Source organism: Cupriavidus pauculus (assembly GCF_022179805.1).
GTDB lineage: Bacteria > Pseudomonadota > Gammaproteobacteria > Burkholderiales > Burkholderiaceae > Cupriavidus > Cupriavidus pauculus_E.
Genome location: NZ_BPUO01000011.1, coordinates 124,851 through 140,035, shown reverse-complemented (window position 1 = coordinate 140,035; position 15,185 = coordinate 124,851). Strand labels below are relative to the sequence as shown.

Here is a 15,185-nt window from a genome sequence, read left to right as displayed (position 1 = left end):
CCAGGCCCGACGGGGTTTTTTGCGAACCGGCCGCCGATTTTTAGAGACGCACCGCCGAATGTCTTCCAATCCCCCGGGCGAATTTCCGCCCCTGCCCTCCACGCCCACGTTGCGCGAAGCGCTGACGCTTGCCGCCATGGCCGGCCTGCCCACGCTCGAAGCCCGCATGCTGCTGTCGCATGTCACCGGCTTTACGCGCACGCAGCTGATCACGCGCGACAACGATTCGCTGAATAGTGCACAGCATGATGCATTCTCCACTTTGCTGGCGCGGCGGCTGACCGGGGAGCCCATGGCCTACCTGCTGGGCGAGCGCGAATTCTTCGGCCGGACGTTCCGGGTCACGCCCGATGTGCTGATACCGCGTCCCGATACCGAAGTGGCGGCCGAGGCATCGCTGACCCGGCTGACCGACATCCATGCGCCGCGCGTGCTGGACATGGGCACCGGATCGGGCATCCTGGCCGTGACCATCGCGCGCGAGCGGCCCGATGCCGAGGTCTGGGCCACCGACATTTCACGCGGTGCGCTGATGGTGGCGCAGGACAACGCCCGCGCGCTGCAGGCCGACAACATCCGGTTCCTGGTGTCGGACTGGTACCTGGCGCTGCCGGCCGGACTGCGGTTTCATTTGATCGTCAGCAACCCGCCCTATATTGCCGCTGGCGACCCGCACCTGGCCGAAGGCGACCTGCGCTACGAGCCAATCGACGCCCTGACCGACCACGAGGACGGCCTGACCGACCTGCAGGCCATCGTGGCTGGCGCCACGCGGCGGCTGCTGCCGCAAGGCTGGCTGCTCATGGAACACGGCTACGACCAAGGCTACGCGACGCGCCACCTGCTGACCAGCGCCGGCTTTGCCGAGGTGTTCACGGCACGCGACCTGGGCGGCAACGAGCGCTGCAGCGGCGGCCGGCTGCCCGGCTGACGTGCGCCAGCCCTCCCCCCGATACCCCTACCTGATGCCGGGACGCGATTCCGGTAAAATCCGCCCATTCCCCCAAGCAACCGGAACGTTTTCATCATGAGTGACGTACAACAGAAGATCGACCAGATCGTGAAGGGCAGCCCCGTCGTGCTGTTCATGAAGGGCACCGCCCAGTTTCCGATGTGCGGCTTCTCGGGCCGTGCGATCCAGATCCTGAAGGCTTGCGGCGTCGATGCGCCGACCACGGTCAACGTGCTCGAAGACGAAGGCATCCGTCAGGGCATCAAGGAATACGCCAGCTGGCCGACCATCCCGCAGCTGTACGTGAACGGCGAGTTCGTCGGCGGCTCGGACATCATGATGGAGATGTACCAGAACGGCGAACTGCAATCGCTTCTGAAGGCCTGAGCCTTCCTGGAACCATCATGCCCGTGAATCAAGGCGGCGTGCCGCAACGGCTGATCGTCGCCATCACGGGCGCCACGGGCGCCATCTACGGCGTCCGTCTGCTGCAGGTGCTGAAAGGCGTAAGCGGTGTGGAAACACACCTGCTGATGTCGCCGGCCGGCATCATGAACCTGCAGCACGAACTCGATATCGGCCGCGCCGAAGTGGAAGCGCTGGCCGATGTAGTACACAACGTGCGCGATATCGGCGCCACCATTGCCAGCGGATCGTTCCGCGCCAACGCGATGATCGTGGCGCCGTGCTCGATGCGCACGCTGGCCGCCGTGGCCCATGGCCTCTCGGACAACCTGATCACCCGCGCGGCCGACGTCACGCTCAAGGAGCGCCGCAAACTGGTGCTGATGGTGCGTGAAACGCCGCTGAACCTGGCCCACCTGCGCAATATGACGGCAGTGACCGAGATGGGCGGTATCGTGTTTCCGCCCGTGCCGGGGTTCTACCAGAAGCCGCAAAGCATCGCCGAACTCGTCGACCATACGGTGGGCCGCGTGCTCGACCTCGTGGACCTGCGCGAGGTGGGCGAAACGCTGGCGCCCGGCTGGGGCGGGCTCAATGGTGCCAACAGCGGACCCAACAGCAGCGCCAGCGACTGATCCTTACCAGTGGCGGTAGCGGCGGCCATAGTAGCCACCGTAGTACCCGCCGCCGTAATAACCGTACGACGGACGCACCACCACCGCCGGCGGCGACACGTAGACCGGTGCCGGCGCCACCGCGATCGGTGCGGGCCCAACCTCGGGGCCGTACGGCGTGGGATACACCGCGCAACCGCCGAGCATGGCGGCACCAGTCACTGCCAGACCCAACACAATCGCTTTCGTTCTCATTTCAACGTCCTTTTTGTGGTGGCATTGCGTCATAGCAATGCGCTGTCCTTAAGAACGTTATACGGGTGGGTCTGGTAATACAGCGTCAAGGCGCTGTAACCCTTGTTACGATTCGCAACGACTTCGTGCACGTAAGTGGCGCGCCGTTTCAGAGGTCGAATCGGATGCCCTGGGCCAGCGGTAGCGTGTCGCCATAGTTGATCGTATTGGTCGCGCGGCGCATGTAGGCTTTCCAGGAGTCGGATCCCGACTCGCGCCCGCCGCCCGTTGCTTTCTCCCCGCCAAACGCGCCGCCGATTTCCGCGCCGCTGGTGCCAATGTTGACGTTGGCAATGCCGCAATCGCTGCCTGCCGCCGACAGGAACATTTCCGCCTCGCGCAGCGATTCCGTGAAGATGCATGACGACAGCCCATGCGACGCGGCGTTATTGAGCGCGATGGCTTCGTCCAACGACGTGTAGGGCATCAGGTAGAGAATCGGCGCGAAGGTTTCGGTCAACATGGTGTCGTGCTGGGTGTCGGTCAGCACCAGCGCCGGACGCACGTAGCTGGCGCGCGGAAACCGGTCGGCCAGCAGCCGTTCGCCGCCGTGTACGACATTGCCCTGCGCGCGGCAACTGGCCAGCGCGTTGGCCATGGCGTCGCCAGCCTGCGCGTCGATCAGCGGCCCGACCAGCGTGCCGTCCTGCAGCGGATCGCCCACGGGCAGGCGCGCGTACACCTGCCGCAGGCGCTGCGTCACGGTCTCGATCATGTCCGCATGCACGAAGGCGCGCCGCAGCGTGGTGCAACGCTGCCCGGCAGTGCCGGCTGCCGCGAACGTCATGGCCCGGATCGTCAGTTCCAGGTTGGCCGACGGCGCCACGATGGCCGCGTTATTGCCGCCCAGCTCCAGGATGGCGCGCTTGAAGTGCGCCGCGCAGGCCATGCCAACCTCACGACCCATGCGCGTGGATCCCGTCGCACTCATCAGCCGCACCGACGGATGCTGGACCAGCGCCTGGCCAAGCTGGCGTCCGCCGGTCAGCACGCAGCTCAGTCCCGTGAACTGCGGCGCGTGCTGCGCGATCACGCGGTCCAGCAAGCCCTGCACGGCCAGCGCGCAGAGCGGCGTCTTTTCCGAAGGCTTCCACACCACGCCGTTGCCGCACACCAGCGCCAGTGCCGCGTTCCACGCCCACACTGCCACCGGGAAGTTGAACGCCGAGATCACGCCGCACAGGCCGTACGGATGCCAGGTCTCGCGCATCGCATGCGCGGGGCGCTCCGACGCGATGGTCAGCCCGTGCAACTGGCGCGACAGGCCCACCGCGAAGTCGCAGATGTCGATCATCTCCTGCACTTCGCCCAGCCCTTCCTGCAGGATCTTGCCGGACTCCAGCGACACCAGCCGGCCCAGCGCCGTCTTGTGGACGCGCAGCGCTTCGCCCAGGAGGCGCACCACCTCGCCGCGCACCGGACCGGGCGTCAGCGCCCAGACGCTCTGCGCGGCATGCGCACGGGCGATGCTGGCATCGGCATCGCCCGGCGTGCTGACCGGTAACTGACCGAACACCTCGCCATCGATCGGCGAACGCACGGCCAGCGTGCCGGTGGCGGCTGCATTGGCCGGGGTCCATGGCTGCGGCAGGCCCATGGCCTGCCAGCACTCTGCAAAATCCTGCGCTTTCATGCGAGCGTCTCCTGTAGTGGATGCCGTGCGTAATGCTGGCCGAAGCGGTTGGCCAGGAAGCGGTCCAGCGGCATGGCTTCCTGCCTGACGAACCCGGCCTGCGGCAGCACGCCCGTGGCAACCAGGTCCAGCGCCGTGCAGATGCCCGCGGCCGTGGTGAGCTGGATCGCATTGACGTGCCCGATGCCCGCGAAGTCGTCCATGCCGCCGATGCGCGCCGAAAACGAAGCCTGCGTCAGCGGCCCGCGCTTGCCTTCGCCGCGCACGCCGGGCGGGTGCCCGGTGGCAGTGGCGAACACGATCACCACGTCCTGCTCGGTCACCGGAATGGCATGCTCGAAGATCTCGCGCAGCCATTCGCGCCGCTCGCGCAAGCGCAGGTCGTTCAGCAGCAGTTTCATCTGCGCGCAGTGACCGGGATACCGGATCGACTTGTAGTCGACCTGGCGCGCGCGCCCCGCCAGCGTATCGGGCAAGGTGCCGAGGCCCCCCGAGGTATTAAAGGCTTCGTACTCCACGCCGTCCAGTGCGAACGACTCGTGCCCTTCCAGCGCCGGCAATTCCACGCGGCGGCCGTCGACGATAGCCTCGCACGGGTTGCAGTACTCGTTGATCAGCCCTTCGGTACTCCACGTCAGGTTGTACTTGAGCGCGTTGCTGGGATAGCGCGGCAGCGCGCCCACCCGCATGCGCAAGTCGTGCAGCTCGCCGCCGCCACGCACGAAGCGCTGCGCCAGGTCGTGGCCCACCACGCCGATGAATCCCGGCGCCAGCCCGCACTGCGGCATCAGCACCGACCGCGCGCCATTGGCCAATGTGCGGATGGCGTGAGTGGCCGCCACGTCCTCGGTCAGGTCGAAGTAGTGCACGCCCAGCCGAGCGGCCACCGTGGCCACGTGGATGGCCGCATGGAACGGCAACGCGTTCATGACCGCATCGGCGCCGGCCAGCAGCGCGGCACAGGTGCCGGGCTCGGTCGGATCGCCCGCGCGCACCGAGACATTGCGCGGCACGCCGTCAAGCCGGTGTGCATCGTGATCGACCAGGCAGACGCGATAGTCACCGCTGTTGGCCAGCATGGCGGCAATCACGCGGCCGATCTTGCCGGCGCCGAGCACGACGACTGAAAGCGGGCGGGGGGCGCTGGTCAGATCGCGCACGGCCGCGGGACCCAAAGTGGAGGCTTGCATGGCTGTCTCCATCGCAAAAATTGTTATCGGTGACTGAAGTATGGGCAGTGGCACGCACGTTATATAGCCACAAGATTGACGAAAGCCCTGCATAATCGGTCATATCGACATAGTAATTTGACGAATCGTCATCGACCGCCATGCCCGATCTCGACCAGACCGACCGGCACCTGCTGGCGCTGCTGCAAGCCAACGCGCGCGAAAGCGCGGCCAACCTGTCACGTGCGCTGGGCATTGCGCGCACCACCGTCGTGGCGCGCATCGCGCGGCTGGAGCGCACCGGGGTAGTCGCCGGCTACGGCGTGCGGCTGGGCAGCCAGATGGAAGACAACGCGATCCTGGCGTTCTGCGGGCTCTCGGTGCAGCCCAAGGCGGCGCCGGCCGTGGTGCGCGCGCTGCAGCGGCTGCCCGAGGTGGAGGAACTGAACTCGGTCAGCGGGCCGGTCGACTACATGGCGGTGATCCGCTGCGACACCCATGCGCGGCTGGACAAGCTGCTGGACGAGATCGGCATGCTGGACGGCGTGAACCACACGACCACATCGATCGTGCTGGCGCGCAAGATCGACCGGCGCCGGGCGGCCGGCTGAAGTTGGCTCGCTGAAGGCGGCCGGCAGCCGGGCGGCTGCGGCGCTATGCTGTGGCCCGACGAATCCGTTACAAGGAGAATCGCAATGAGTGAAACCATTCGCGTCGCCGTGGGCGGCGTTACGGGCTGGGCTGGCGGCGAACTCGCGCGCGGCGTGGCGCACGCGGCCGACATGACGCTGGTGGCGGGCCTGTCGCGCGGTGCGGCGGGCCAGACGCTGGCCAGCCTGACCGGCCACAAGGACACGCCGGGCGTGGCGGCCGCCAGCATCGAGGAATTGGGCAAGACGCCGTACGACGTCTACGTGGAATACACCAAGCCGGTCATCGCCAAGCACAACATCCTGCAGGCGCTGGCGCATGGCGCGCACGTGGTGGTGGGCACGTCGGGGCTGTCCGACGATGACTACGCGGAAATCGACGCGGCCGCGCGCAAGGCGGGCCGGGGCGTACTGGCCTGCGGCAACTTTGCGATCACGGTGGTATTGCTGCAGAAGTTCGCTGAAATGGCGGCGCACCATCTGGACCACTGGGAAATTATCGACTACGCCAAGGCCGGCAAGGTCGACGTGCCATCGGGCACGGTGCGCGAACTGGCGTTCCGGCTGGGCCAGGTCAAGCAGGCCGCGCAGGCCGTGCCCATCGACCAGGTCAGCGGCCCGAAGGAAACGCGCGGCGCCACGATGTCGGGCACGCAGGTCCACGCGGTGCGGCTGCCCGGCTACCAGTTGGGAGTAGAGGTGATTTTTGGCGCCGACGGCCAGCGCCTGCACATCAAGCACGAGGCCGGCGACGGCTCCAAGCCCTATGTGTCGGGCGCGCTACTGGCCATCCGCAAGGTCGGCACGCTGCGCGGTGTGGTGCGCGGGCTGGACAAGGTGATGGAAGGGCTCTGACGCCCTGCCCGTCCGCCGCGCGCGGGCGGGCGGGTTACCAGCTACCCGGATTGACCGGCTTGGCCGGCGCCTTCTTGTCGGCCTTGTCGGTTTTTTCAGCCTTGTCGCTCTTCGCGCCCTTGGCCGCCGCGCCCGATGCGGGCGGCGGCGCCAGCGACTTGGCCACTTCGGCATCGCGATTGGCCATCAGCGCCCGCGCCTGCGGCAGCAGCATTTCGATGGTGCCCTCGGCCGGATCTTCGGGAATCGAGTACAGCTCCACCGTCAGCGGCTTGCGCATCCAGCCGGCGTGGATGCTCTTCACGCCCTTGCCCGCCTTGTCCTTCATGTCGACCATTTCCTGGCGGAACGGCTTGCCATAGCGGGCGTTGAGCGACTGCGCGGCGGCGTCCTGCGAGCGGATACCGTCGGTCGGTACGATCACGCCGACCAGCGCATTGCCGTCGACCACCGCGATCAGGCGCGGACCATCCATGAACACCGGCCGGCGGTCGCGCGGCACGCCCACCTGGCGCATCACGCCATCGCCGCGCAGCTCCACGCAGTACGCGGTCACATCCTTGCCGTCCGGCGTCCGGTGATCGGCGCAATCGGGCAACGCCGGCAGCGGACTACCGATCTCCAGCGTATCGAGCATGGTCGAGAAACGGTCCTTGCCATCGACAGCCGCCGCTGCAGCAGCGGCAGCGGCGTTGTTGGCATTGGCGGCGGGTGCCGCGGGCGCGGCCGGCGCGGCATGGGCGACAGACGTCGCCAGCAGGGCGGCAGCAGCCAGCCCGGCAAGAGAAAATCTCAAAACACACTCCTGAAAACGGCTCCGCGTTGGAGCCGGCTCCGGGCCGAGGGTTCCTGCCGGTAGGCCAGCGGCATCACCAATGTGATGCCGGGTCGACAGGTTCGGTCAGAGCAGATGCTTCACGGTCTGGAAGCATACCAGCGCGATGCCGATCAGCACCGCCCAGAGGATCAGCTTCGGTACCGGGCTTGGCGGTAATTGGCGCGGCGGCGTGCGCTGGGCCACCGGGGCGCGCATGCGCGTGTTGGTCTGCAAACCACGGGTGTGCCAGACGGCGGTGTCCGCGCCCAGCTCGCCCCAGCGGTCGATTTTCTGTTTGGCGCCTTGCTTGCTTGCGGTCTGCGGCTTGGTCGTGCGCGACGTGGTCGGGCGCGTGCCGCCCGGTCGTTGTGTGGCCATCTTCTGCTCCCCCGGAAATGCATCGAATGACTGCGTCCGACGAGGTCATGTGCCGCCGGTACACAAGCACTGCCGGCCGATCTGAGGCCACCGGTCAGTGCGCGGCACATGTTAAGACATCGCGCATGGTGCCGCTACGGTCATACGATGCCAAACCCACACAAAGCCACACAACGCCGGCCCGGCGCGGCAGCGACTTTGTAACCACTTGTTACGTCGCTCAACCGGAGACGCTTTTGCGGCCGATGGCCATGGCTTCGCGCCGGAACGCGTGGCCCATGTGGTGGTAGAACGGATGCGGATTGAACTGCCGCGACAGGAACGATGCCAGCAGCGATGCAGCCAGCAGGTAGATGGTCAGATCCTGCGTGCGCGTCATCTCCATCACGATCACGCTGGCCGTGATCGGGGCCTGCGTGGCAGCCGCCAGGAACGCCGCCATCGACACCAGCGCCAGCACGCGCGGCTCGGCCATGCCGGACATGAAGTGCGCCACGTTCTGGCCGATACCGGCCCCAATGGCCAGCGCCGGCGTGAAGATGCCGCCCGGGATGCCGGCAAAGTACGACAGCACCGTGGCCGCGAACTTGGCCAGCCCGAACCACAGCGTGCCGTGCGGCTCGCCGTTGATCAGCCCCGACGCCTGCTCGTAGCCCGTGCCGAAGGTAGCGCCGGCCGTGGCCCAGCCAATCGCCGCCACCACCAGCCCGCAGAAGAAAGCCACCCACACCGGATGGGCCGACGTCCAGTCGCGCCATCCCGTCGGCACCAGTCCCGGCACGCCGCGAATCAGCAGCTTGGCGAACAGGCCGCCCATCACGCCGTTGACCACCGCACACAGCATCACCGGACCCCAGGCGTCGTGCAGCACCAGCATGGGCACCTTGACGCTGAAGTACGGATTGTTGCCAAGCACCGCTAGCGACAGGAAGCCCGCCGTCAGCACGCCGGACAGCACCAGGCGGTCCCACCGCACCGCCGTGCCCCGGCCCAGTTCCTCGATGGCGAACACCACGCCGGCCAGCGGCGTGTTGAACGCCGCCGCGAGCCCGCCGGCTGCACCGGCGGCGATCAGCGCGTTGGGATGAAAGCCGATGCGAAAGCGCAGCTTGCGCTGGCACCACTGGCCCCAGGCCAGCATGGCGGCTGCCCCCACCTGCACCGACGGACCTTCGCGCCCCACCGATGCACCGGCCAGCAGCGCGCCGGCGGTCAGCACCACCTTCCACATTGACTGCCGGAACGACACGAGCACGGTCTGCGCCGGGCCTGCCGGCGGCAGCGTCACGGCCGCGATCACCTGCGGAATGCCGCTGCCGCGCGCCTGCGGCGCCAGCCGGATCGTCAGCCAGCGCAGCACGGCCAGCCCGAACGGCAGCATCACGAAGGCCAGCCACGGCGTGGCCGTGGTCAGCCTAGCATTCCAGTTCAGCGCCAGTTCGGCGATGTAGGCAAACACCATCGAGAACAGCGCCACGCAGCCCGCGCCGCACATGAACACCGCGTAGCGCATCGACGTGCGCGAAATCCGTCCAACCTGGCGCTGCTTGCGATGCGCGGCCCGGCGCGCGTGCAACTGCAATTCGCGCAGTCGCTCACGTCGTGGCGCGGCTTCGGATGGCGCGGCAGACTCGGATGATGCGGGCTGACTGGCGGGTTGGCTGGATTCTGGCGGCTCGGCGGGCTCGGTCATGGCGTTGATGCGTTCAGCTCGGGGGCGTGTAAAAACGCCCTCAACTATACGCCCGCGACCCGCGCCCCCGCGTGTGGATTCAGTCGAGACTGATGCTGTTGGCGCGAATCACCTTGCCCCAGTTGTCGCGATCGGCGCTCACGTAGCGGTCGATCTCGGCCTGCGTGCGCGGCTGCTGAACGATCAGGCCAAGCGCACCAAACGTGTTGCGGAACGCCGTCTCGGTCAGCACGTGCGATGCAGCGGCCTGCAGCTTGGCCACGGCATCCGGCGGCGTCTGCGCCGGCACGGCCAGGCCGAACCACGTGGCGGCGTGGAAGTTCGGGAAGCCGCTCTCCGCTACGGTCGGCACGTTGGGCAGCACCTCCAGGCGCGAGCGTGAAGTCACGGCCAGCGCCTTGAGCTTGCCGGCCTTGATATGGGGCAGCGAGGTACTGACCACGTCGACCATCATCTGCGTGTCGTTGGCCAGCAACGACCCCAATGCCGGTGCGCTGCCGTTATACGGCACGTGCGTCATCTCGATGCCCAGTTCCGACTTCAGCATCTCACTGGCCAGTTGCAGCGGATTGCCCAGACCCACCGACGCGTAGTTGAGCTTGCCGCCGGCCGCCTTGGCGTAGGCGGCAAAGTCCTTGATGTTGTTGGCCGGCACCTGGGTGTTCGTGACCACCACCAGCGGCACCTCGATGCCGATCAGGATGACCTTGAAATCCTTCGGGTCGTAGCCGGTCTTCTTGTAGAGCATCGGGTTCAGCACCATGCTCGCGCTGCTGCCCATCAGGATCGTGTAGCCGTCCGGCTGCGCGCGTGCCACGCCCTGCGTGCCCACCATCGTGTTGGCGCCGGGGCGGTTTTCCACCACCACAGCCTGCTTCAGTTCGCGCGCCATGCCCTCGGCCATGGCCCGGCCGAACTGGTCGGTCGAGCCGCCCGGCGTGTACGGCACCACCAGCTTGATGGGCCGGTCGGGATAGGCGGCCAGCGCCGGCGCGGCCAGTGTTGCCAGCCCGAGCGCCGCGGCGGCGATGATTGCAGTCCTGCGTTGCATGGTTGTCTCCTTTCTTGCCTTCTTGTCTTCTTGTCGTTTGCTTCGGCGCTGCGCGCCGTCAGACCCGTCGCTGCCGGCCCGCCCAGTGCTGGTCGCGCAGCCGGCGCTTGGCCAGCTTGCCGGTCTCGTCGCGCGGCAACTGGGCCACGACCTCGATCGTGCGCGGCACCTTGAAGCCCGACACGCGCCCGCGCAGCCATTCGATCACGGCCTCCGGCTCCGGGCTGGCACCCGCCACCGGCTGCACCACGCCGTACAGCCGCTCGCCATATTCGTCGTCCGGCACGCCGAACACCACGCAGTCGGCCACCTCCGGGTGCTGCACCAGTTCGTGCTCGATCTCGGCCGGGTAGATGTTCACGCCGCCCGAAATCACCATGTCCGATGCGCGGTCGCAGATGAACAGGTAGCCGTCGGCATCCAGGTAGCCCATGTCGCCCAGCGTGACCCGGCCGTCGATATCGATGGCCTGCCGTGCCGCGTCGTTGTTCAGGTATGTGAAATCGGGATACGCGGGCTGGCGCACGTAGATCAGACCCACTTCGCCCGCGGCGCATGGCTTGCCGTCCTCGCTGATGATGCGCACGCTGCCGTCGTCCACCGCCCGCCCGGCCGTGCCGGGCCGCTCGGCGGCGTCCCGGGGCGTGGCCACCGTGATCATGCCGGCCTCGCTCGACGCATAGGTCTCGTGGATGACGGGACCCAGCCAGTCGAGCATCGCCCGCTTGACCTCGGGCGCGCACGGCGAGCCAGTCGACGCGACAAAGCGGATCGACGACAGGTCATAACGCGCGCGCACTTCAGGCGGCAGCTTCAGCAGCCGCACGTACATGATCGGCACCAGGTACAGCACGTCGATGCGGTGCTTTTCCACCAGCGCCAGCACCTGCTCGGCATCGAAGCGCGGCGCCAGCACCAGCCGCTCGGCCATCTGCAGCGCGTTCTGCACGAACACGCTCGGCGCGCTGTGATAGAGCGGCGCCGACATCAGCGCGCGGCAGCCAGGCACGATGCCGATGGCCTGCTTCACCAGCGAGCGCAGCCGCGTTTGCTGGTCTTCCAGCTGGTCCAGCGGCACCGGCTGGCGCAACACGCCCTTGGGCCGGCCCGTGGTGCCGGAGGTATAGGCCAGGTGTCCGCGCGGCGCCACACGCGGGCCGTCGTACGGCGCCTGCGCGGCCAGCCACGGCTCGTAGTCAATGGCGTCCGGATCAGTGCCTCCCACGCACAGCACGACCATTCCAGCAGGCAGCACCGCCTGCACGGCGGGTAGCAGGTCCGCATGGACGATCAGCACGCGCGCGCCGCTGTCCTGCAGCAGGAAGCGCACTTCCTCGGCCGTGAAGTGCCAGTTGACCGGGCAGTAGTAGGTGCCGGCCGTGCGGCACGCGAAAACCACGTCGGCAAACACCGGATCGTTGCGCAGCAGCACGGCCACCACGCCGCCCTCGGCCAGTTCAAGCCGCCTCAGGCCCCCGGCCAGCCGCGTGCCGCGGTCCTGTACCTCGGCGCCAGGGCGATGCAGCGATTCGAACCAGAGGTCTGCGGCCATGCGGTGTCTCCTAGTCTTGCGACTTCTTCACGTATGACTGGCCACTGTAGCGATGCTCTCGCCCGTCGACAATCCCATCGAACCGAATCAGAATGTTGCGTCAAACTTGACACTGCTTTCAGAATCGTCGCATGGACCTCAATCTCGTTCAGGCCTTCGTGGATATCGTCGAGGCGGGCAATCTGGCCGAGGCCGGACGCCGGCGCGGCGTCACCCGCTCGCACATCAGCCGCCAGCTTGGGCAACTGGAGGAACAGGCCGGCGCCATGCTGCTGCGCCGGACCACGCGCCGGCTGGAGATGACCGACGCCGGCCAGTCGCTCTACGAGCACGGCCTGCGCATGCTGCAGGAGATGGCGGCGGCACAGGCCGAGATAGACAGCCTGGGCAAGACGCTGCGCGGCCACGTGCGCGTGAGCGTGCCCACCGGCCTGGGCGACGCATTCATCGCCCCGCTGCTGCTGCGCTTTGCCGAACTGCATCCCGGCATCTCGCTACGCGTGTTCTTTGCCAACCGCGTCACCGACCTGATTGCCGCCGAGATCGACGTGGCGCTGAAGGTGACGTCGCTGCCGCCGCTGGACACCGTGGCGCGCGAAGTCTGCGCCATCCGCTGGCAACTGTGCGCATCGCCCGAATACCTGGCGCGCGTGGCGCCGCTGCAAAAGCCGTCGGACCTGACCGAGTGCCGCTTCCTTTGCCCGCCCTACACGTCGAGACGTTTCCTGCTGACGCTGGGACGCGATTCCGCGTGCGGCCCGGAACGGCATGACGTGGAGATCACGCCCTACCTGCAATCCGAACATTTCCCGTTCCTGATGAACGCGGTGCGCCAGGGCCACGGCATCAGCCTGCTGCCGGTGTACATGGGCTGGGACGACGTGCGGCGCGGAACGCTGGTGCCGGTGCTGCCGGACTGGACGCCCGAAGGGCTGGGCAACCGGCTCTACATCATCACCACGCCAAATCCGCATCTGTCGATGGCGACTCGGGCGCTGATCGGGTTCTTGCGGGAGGCGGTGGCGGGGCTGCCCGTGTTCGCCGCCGCCTAAAAATTCCCTCACTAACTTGCAAATCGCAAGCTATCATCCTCCTTACTTGCATATTAAAAGTAAAAAGAGGAGACGATGGCACATACGGACTTTGCCAACATGCCGTGCCCGGTGGCCCGTTCGATGGCCATGCTGGGTGAGCGGTGGGCCATCCTGCTGATGCGGGAGGTGTATTACGGCAGCACCCGCTTCGATGAATTCGAGAAGCACCTGGGCATTGCCCCGAACATTCTTAGCGCGCGGCTCAAGACGCTGGTCGAGCATGGGCTGCTGGAAAAAGTGCCGGCGCCGGGTGGCGGCGCGCGGCAGGTGTACCAGTTGACCGAGATGGGGCGCGACTTCTTTCCTGTCTATGTGTCGCTCAAGGCCTGGGCAGACCGCTGGCTGGCCGACGACAAGGGTCCGCTGACCGTGCTGGAAGACAAGCGCGACGGCAAGGAGATCATCGCCGGGCGCCTGACCCGCGCCGATGGCAGCACGATTGGCGCCGACGACCTGCGCGTGCGGCCCGGCCCCGGTGCCGGCCGGTATCTGCGCGAGCGCTTTGGCGATCAGCCCGTCACGGAGGCCGTCGATGAGCAAGCCTGATGCGATGACGCTGGGGGGTGCTGCCCCGGCTACCGAACCCGTATCCAGCACCGAGATCGCCCGGCGCATTGCCGTGCTGGCGGCGCCGACCAGCCTGGTGGCCTTCCTCCAGGCTGGTTCTCAACTGATCGAGACCTGGCTGGCGGCGCGGCAGGGCACCGAGGCGCTGGCCGGCTGGGCCGTGGTGCTGCCGTTCGCGCTGCTGCTGCAGCAGATGTCGGCCGGTGCGATGGGCGGCGGCGTGGTATCCGCCATCGCCCGCGCACTGGGGGCCGGCAAGCGTGAGGATGCATCGTCGCTGGTCATGCACGCGGTGATCATCGCCATCACGGCGGGCCTGGCCTTTGCGATTGCGCTGGCCGGTTTTCCGCGCGAAGTGTTCGGCGCGGTGGCAGGCCCCACGGCGGCCGAGGCGGCGGCAACCTATGCGATCTGGCTGTTCGGCGCGGGCGCGGTGCCGGCGTGGCTGGCCAATACGCTGGCATCGGTGCTGCGCGGCGGCGGCCGCCATGCGCTGGCCGCGCGCGTGCTGGCCGGCATGTGGATCGCCTTCCCGATTCTGGCGTGGTGGTTTACCGAGGAATTCGGCATGGGCCTGGCCGGCATCGGCGCGGGGCTGGCGGTGGCTTCGTGGGCGGCGGCGCTAATGATGGCGTGGGTGGTGCTGCGCGGCGGCGCGGGCTTTGTGCCGACGCTGCGCGTGAAGCTGCGCGGTGCGCTGTTCCAGCGCATCCTGGCGGTGGGCCTGATCGCGTGCGCGTTGGCGTCGGTCGCCAACCTGACCACGATCCTGGTCACGGCGCAGTTGCGTCACTACGGCACCACGGCCGTGGCGGCCTATGGCATTTCGGCACGGCTGGAATTCCTGATGATTCCGCTGGCGTTTGGCGTCGGCTCGGCGCTGACCGCGTTGGTGGGTCGCTCGGTCGGTGCCGGTGACTGGCACACGGCGCGCCGGACGGCGTGGGTTGGCGCGCTGCTGGCGCTGCTGCTGGCGGGTAGCGTTGGCGCGGCAGTGGGCCTGGCGCCGGCGCAGTTCGCCGCGCTGTTCACCAAGGACGTGGAAGTGGCGGCCATCGCGGCGCGCGCGCTGTCATGGGTGGGGCCGGCGTTTGGTGGATTTGGACTGGGGATGGCGCTGTACTTCGCGTCGCTCGGCGCAGCCCGGATGCGCTGGCCGATCGTGGCCGGCCTGAGCCGCATCGCGCTGGCTGCTGGCGGCGGGTGGGTGCTGGCCAATGTGGCCGGGATGGGGCTGGACGGCCATTTCCTGGGCGTAGCGCTGGGTATTACGGCGTATGGGCTGGTGACGGCGGTCGGGGTGCGGAAGGGGGAATGGTCGGCGCGTTGAGCTACGCCGATGGCTGCAGTGGTTGCTCGTTGCTGATTGCTGATGGTTGCTCCCCTCTCCCTCTGGGAGAGGGGCGGGGGTGAGGGCTGGCGTCTGAAGTACTAAACAAGCTGGTCAAGCACGATACGCTT

At 67.6% G+C, this 15,185-nt stretch carries 16 protein-coding genes; 8 read left to right on the top strand and 8 right to left on the bottom strand.

Annotated elements, in window-relative coordinates:
- Positions 1-58 precede the first annotated feature (58 nt).
- The 3 genes from prmC to MFF62_RS22090 all read left to right on the top strand — a co-directional run bounded on the left by prmC (position 59) and on the right by MFF62_RS22090 (position 1,992).
- Positions 59-931 carry a peptide chain release factor N(5)-glutamine methyltransferase gene (gene prmC / locus MFF62_RS22100; protein ID WP_238265246.1) on the top strand — a complete coding sequence of 291 codons (873 nt, stop codon included), beginning with the start codon at positions 59-61 and terminating at the stop codon, positions 929-931.
- A 96-nt stretch (positions 932-1,027) separates the two neighbouring features.
- Positions 1,028-1,339: a Grx4 family monothiol glutaredoxin gene (gene grxD / locus MFF62_RS22095; protein ID WP_035875397.1), complete on the top strand. Its 312-nt coding sequence runs from the start codon at positions 1,028-1,030 to the stop codon at positions 1,337-1,339.
- A 17-nt stretch (positions 1,340-1,356) separates the two neighbouring features.
- Positions 1,357-1,992, top strand: a complete 636-nt coding sequence (locus MFF62_RS22090; protein WP_238265245.1) for a UbiX family flavin prenyltransferase — start codon at positions 1,357-1,359, stop codon at positions 1,990-1,992.
- Between the two features lie 3 nt (positions 1,993-1,995).
- On the opposite strand, the gene MFF62_RS22085 is transcribed toward MFF62_RS22090, so the two are convergent.
- From MFF62_RS22085 to MFF62_RS22075, 3 genes are all read right to left on the bottom strand, one after another.
- A complete protein-coding gene (locus MFF62_RS22085) occupies positions 1,996-2,226 on the bottom strand; it encodes a hypothetical protein (RefSeq protein WP_238265244.1) in 231 nt (76 codons plus the stop codon).
- A gap of 148 nt (positions 2,227-2,374) precedes the next feature.
- Positions 2,375-3,898, bottom strand: coding sequence for an L-piperidine-6-carboxylate dehydrogenase (amaB, locus tag MFF62_RS22080; protein ID WP_238265243.1), 1,524 nt, complete (start codon positions 3,896-3,898; stop codon positions 2,375-2,377).
- A complete protein-coding gene (locus tag MFF62_RS22075) occupies positions 3,895-5,088 on the bottom strand; it encodes a saccharopine dehydrogenase family protein (protein WP_238265242.1) in 1,194 nt (397 codons plus the stop codon). The genes amaB and MFF62_RS22075 overlap by 4 nt, the downstream gene beginning before the upstream one ends.
- Positions 5,089-5,228: 140 nt before the next feature.
- Between MFF62_RS22075 and MFF62_RS22070 the strand changes: the two genes are divergently transcribed.
- Positions 5,229-5,678 carry an Lrp/AsnC family transcriptional regulator gene (locus MFF62_RS22070; RefSeq protein ID WP_238265241.1) on the top strand — a complete coding sequence of 150 codons (450 nt, stop codon included), beginning with the start codon at positions 5,229-5,231 and terminating at the stop codon, positions 5,676-5,678.
- 84 nt (positions 5,679-5,762) lie between these two features.
- Entirely contained in the window at positions 5,763-6,572 is an 810-nt protein-coding gene (dapB, locus tag MFF62_RS22065) for a 4-hydroxy-tetrahydrodipicolinate reductase (RefSeq protein WP_238265240.1), read from the top strand.
- A 34-nt stretch (positions 6,573-6,606) separates the two neighbouring features.
- Here the strand turns inward: dapB and MFF62_RS22060 are convergent, their stop codons facing one another.
- From MFF62_RS22060 to MFF62_RS22040, 5 genes are all read right to left on the bottom strand, one after another.
- Positions 6,607-7,368, bottom strand: coding sequence for a hypothetical protein (locus MFF62_RS22060; RefSeq protein WP_238265239.1), 762 nt, complete (start codon positions 7,366-7,368; stop codon positions 6,607-6,609).
- Between the two features lie 105 nt (positions 7,369-7,473).
- A complete protein-coding gene (locus MFF62_RS22055; RefSeq protein ID WP_238265238.1) occupies positions 7,474-7,767 on the bottom strand; it encodes a hypothetical protein in 294 nt (97 codons plus the stop codon).
- Positions 7,768-7,987: 220 nt separating this feature from the next.
- Positions 7,988-9,460, bottom strand: coding sequence for a chloride channel protein (locus MFF62_RS22050; RefSeq protein WP_238265237.1), 1,473 nt, complete (start codon positions 9,458-9,460; stop codon positions 7,988-7,990).
- A 79-nt stretch (positions 9,461-9,539) separates the two neighbouring features.
- Positions 9,540-10,511, bottom strand: a complete 972-nt coding sequence (locus MFF62_RS22045; protein WP_238265236.1) for a Bug family tripartite tricarboxylate transporter substrate binding protein — start codon at positions 10,509-10,511, stop codon at positions 9,540-9,542.
- A 58-nt stretch (positions 10,512-10,569) separates the two neighbouring features.
- Complete coding sequence (locus MFF62_RS22040) at positions 10,570-12,063, bottom strand: acyl-CoA synthetase (RefSeq protein WP_238265235.1); 1,494 nt, start codon at positions 12,061-12,063, stop codon at positions 10,570-10,572.
- Positions 12,064-12,194: 131 nt separating this feature from the next.
- Between MFF62_RS22040 and MFF62_RS22035 the strand changes: the two genes are divergently transcribed.
- The 3 genes from MFF62_RS22035 (at position 12,195) to MFF62_RS22025 (ending at position 15,054) form a co-directional block, all read left to right on the top strand.
- Entirely contained in the window at positions 12,195-13,115 is a 921-nt protein-coding gene (locus tag MFF62_RS22035) for a LysR family transcriptional regulator (RefSeq protein ID WP_238265234.1), read from the top strand.
- A gap of 75 nt (positions 13,116-13,190) precedes the next feature.
- Positions 13,191-13,703 (top strand): winged helix-turn-helix transcriptional regulator, encoded by a 513-nt coding sequence (locus tag MFF62_RS22030; RefSeq protein WP_238265233.1) that lies wholly within the window; start codon positions 13,191-13,193, stop codon positions 13,701-13,703.
- 4 nt (positions 13,704-13,707) lie between these two features.
- Positions 13,708-15,054 (top strand): MATE family efflux transporter, encoded by a 1,347-nt coding sequence (locus tag MFF62_RS22025; protein ID WP_404990818.1) that lies wholly within the window; start codon positions 13,708-13,710, stop codon positions 15,052-15,054.
- Positions 15,055-15,185: the final 131 nt, after the last annotated feature.

Bases quoted from the DNA above. Each gene is read 5' to 3' on its own strand.
- prmC (WP_238265246.1), top strand. From the start codon at position 59: ATGTCTTCCAATCCCCCGGGCGAATTTCCGCCCCTGCCCTCCACGCCC.
- grxD (WP_035875397.1), top strand. From the start codon at position 1,028: ATGAGTGACGTACAACAGAAGATCGACCAGATCGTGAAGGGCAGCCCC.
- MFF62_RS22090 (WP_238265245.1), top strand. From the start codon at position 1,357: ATGCCCGTGAATCAAGGCGGCGTGCCGCAACGGCTGATCGTCGCCATC.
- MFF62_RS22085 (WP_238265244.1), bottom strand. From the start codon at position 2,226: ATGAGAACGAAAGCGATTGTGTTGGGTCTGGCAGTGACTGGTGCCGCC.
- amaB (WP_238265243.1), bottom strand. From the start codon at position 3,898: ATGAAAGCGCAGGATTTTGCAGAGTGCTGGCAGGCCATGGGCCTGCCG.
- MFF62_RS22075 (WP_238265242.1), bottom strand. From the start codon at position 5,088: ATGCAAGCCTCCACTTTGGGTCCCGCGGCCGTGCGCGATCTGACCAGC.
- MFF62_RS22070 (WP_238265241.1), top strand. From the start codon at position 5,229: ATGCCCGATCTCGACCAGACCGACCGGCACCTGCTGGCGCTGCTGCAA.
- dapB (WP_238265240.1), top strand. From the start codon at position 5,763: ATGAGTGAAACCATTCGCGTCGCCGTGGGCGGCGTTACGGGCTGGGCT.
- MFF62_RS22055 (WP_238265238.1), bottom strand. From the start codon at position 7,767: ATGGCCACACAACGACCGGGCGGCACGCGCCCGACCACGTCGCGCACG.
- MFF62_RS22050 (WP_238265237.1), bottom strand. From the start codon at position 9,460: ATGACCGAGCCCGCCGAGCCGCCAGAATCCAGCCAACCCGCCAGTCAG.
- MFF62_RS22045 (WP_238265236.1), bottom strand. From the start codon at position 10,511: ATGCAACGCAGGACTGCAATCATCGCCGCCGCGGCGCTCGGGCTGGCA.
- MFF62_RS22040 (WP_238265235.1), bottom strand. From the start codon at position 12,063: ATGGCCGCAGACCTCTGGTTCGAATCGCTGCATCGCCCTGGCGCCGAG.
- MFF62_RS22035 (WP_238265234.1), top strand. From the start codon at position 12,195: ATGGACCTCAATCTCGTTCAGGCCTTCGTGGATATCGTCGAGGCGGGC.
- MFF62_RS22030 (WP_238265233.1), top strand. From the start codon at position 13,191: ATGGCACATACGGACTTTGCCAACATGCCGTGCCCGGTGGCCCGTTCG.
- MFF62_RS22025 (WP_404990818.1), top strand. From the start codon at position 13,708: ATGACGCTGGGGGGTGCTGCCCCGGCTACCGAACCCGTATCCAGCACC.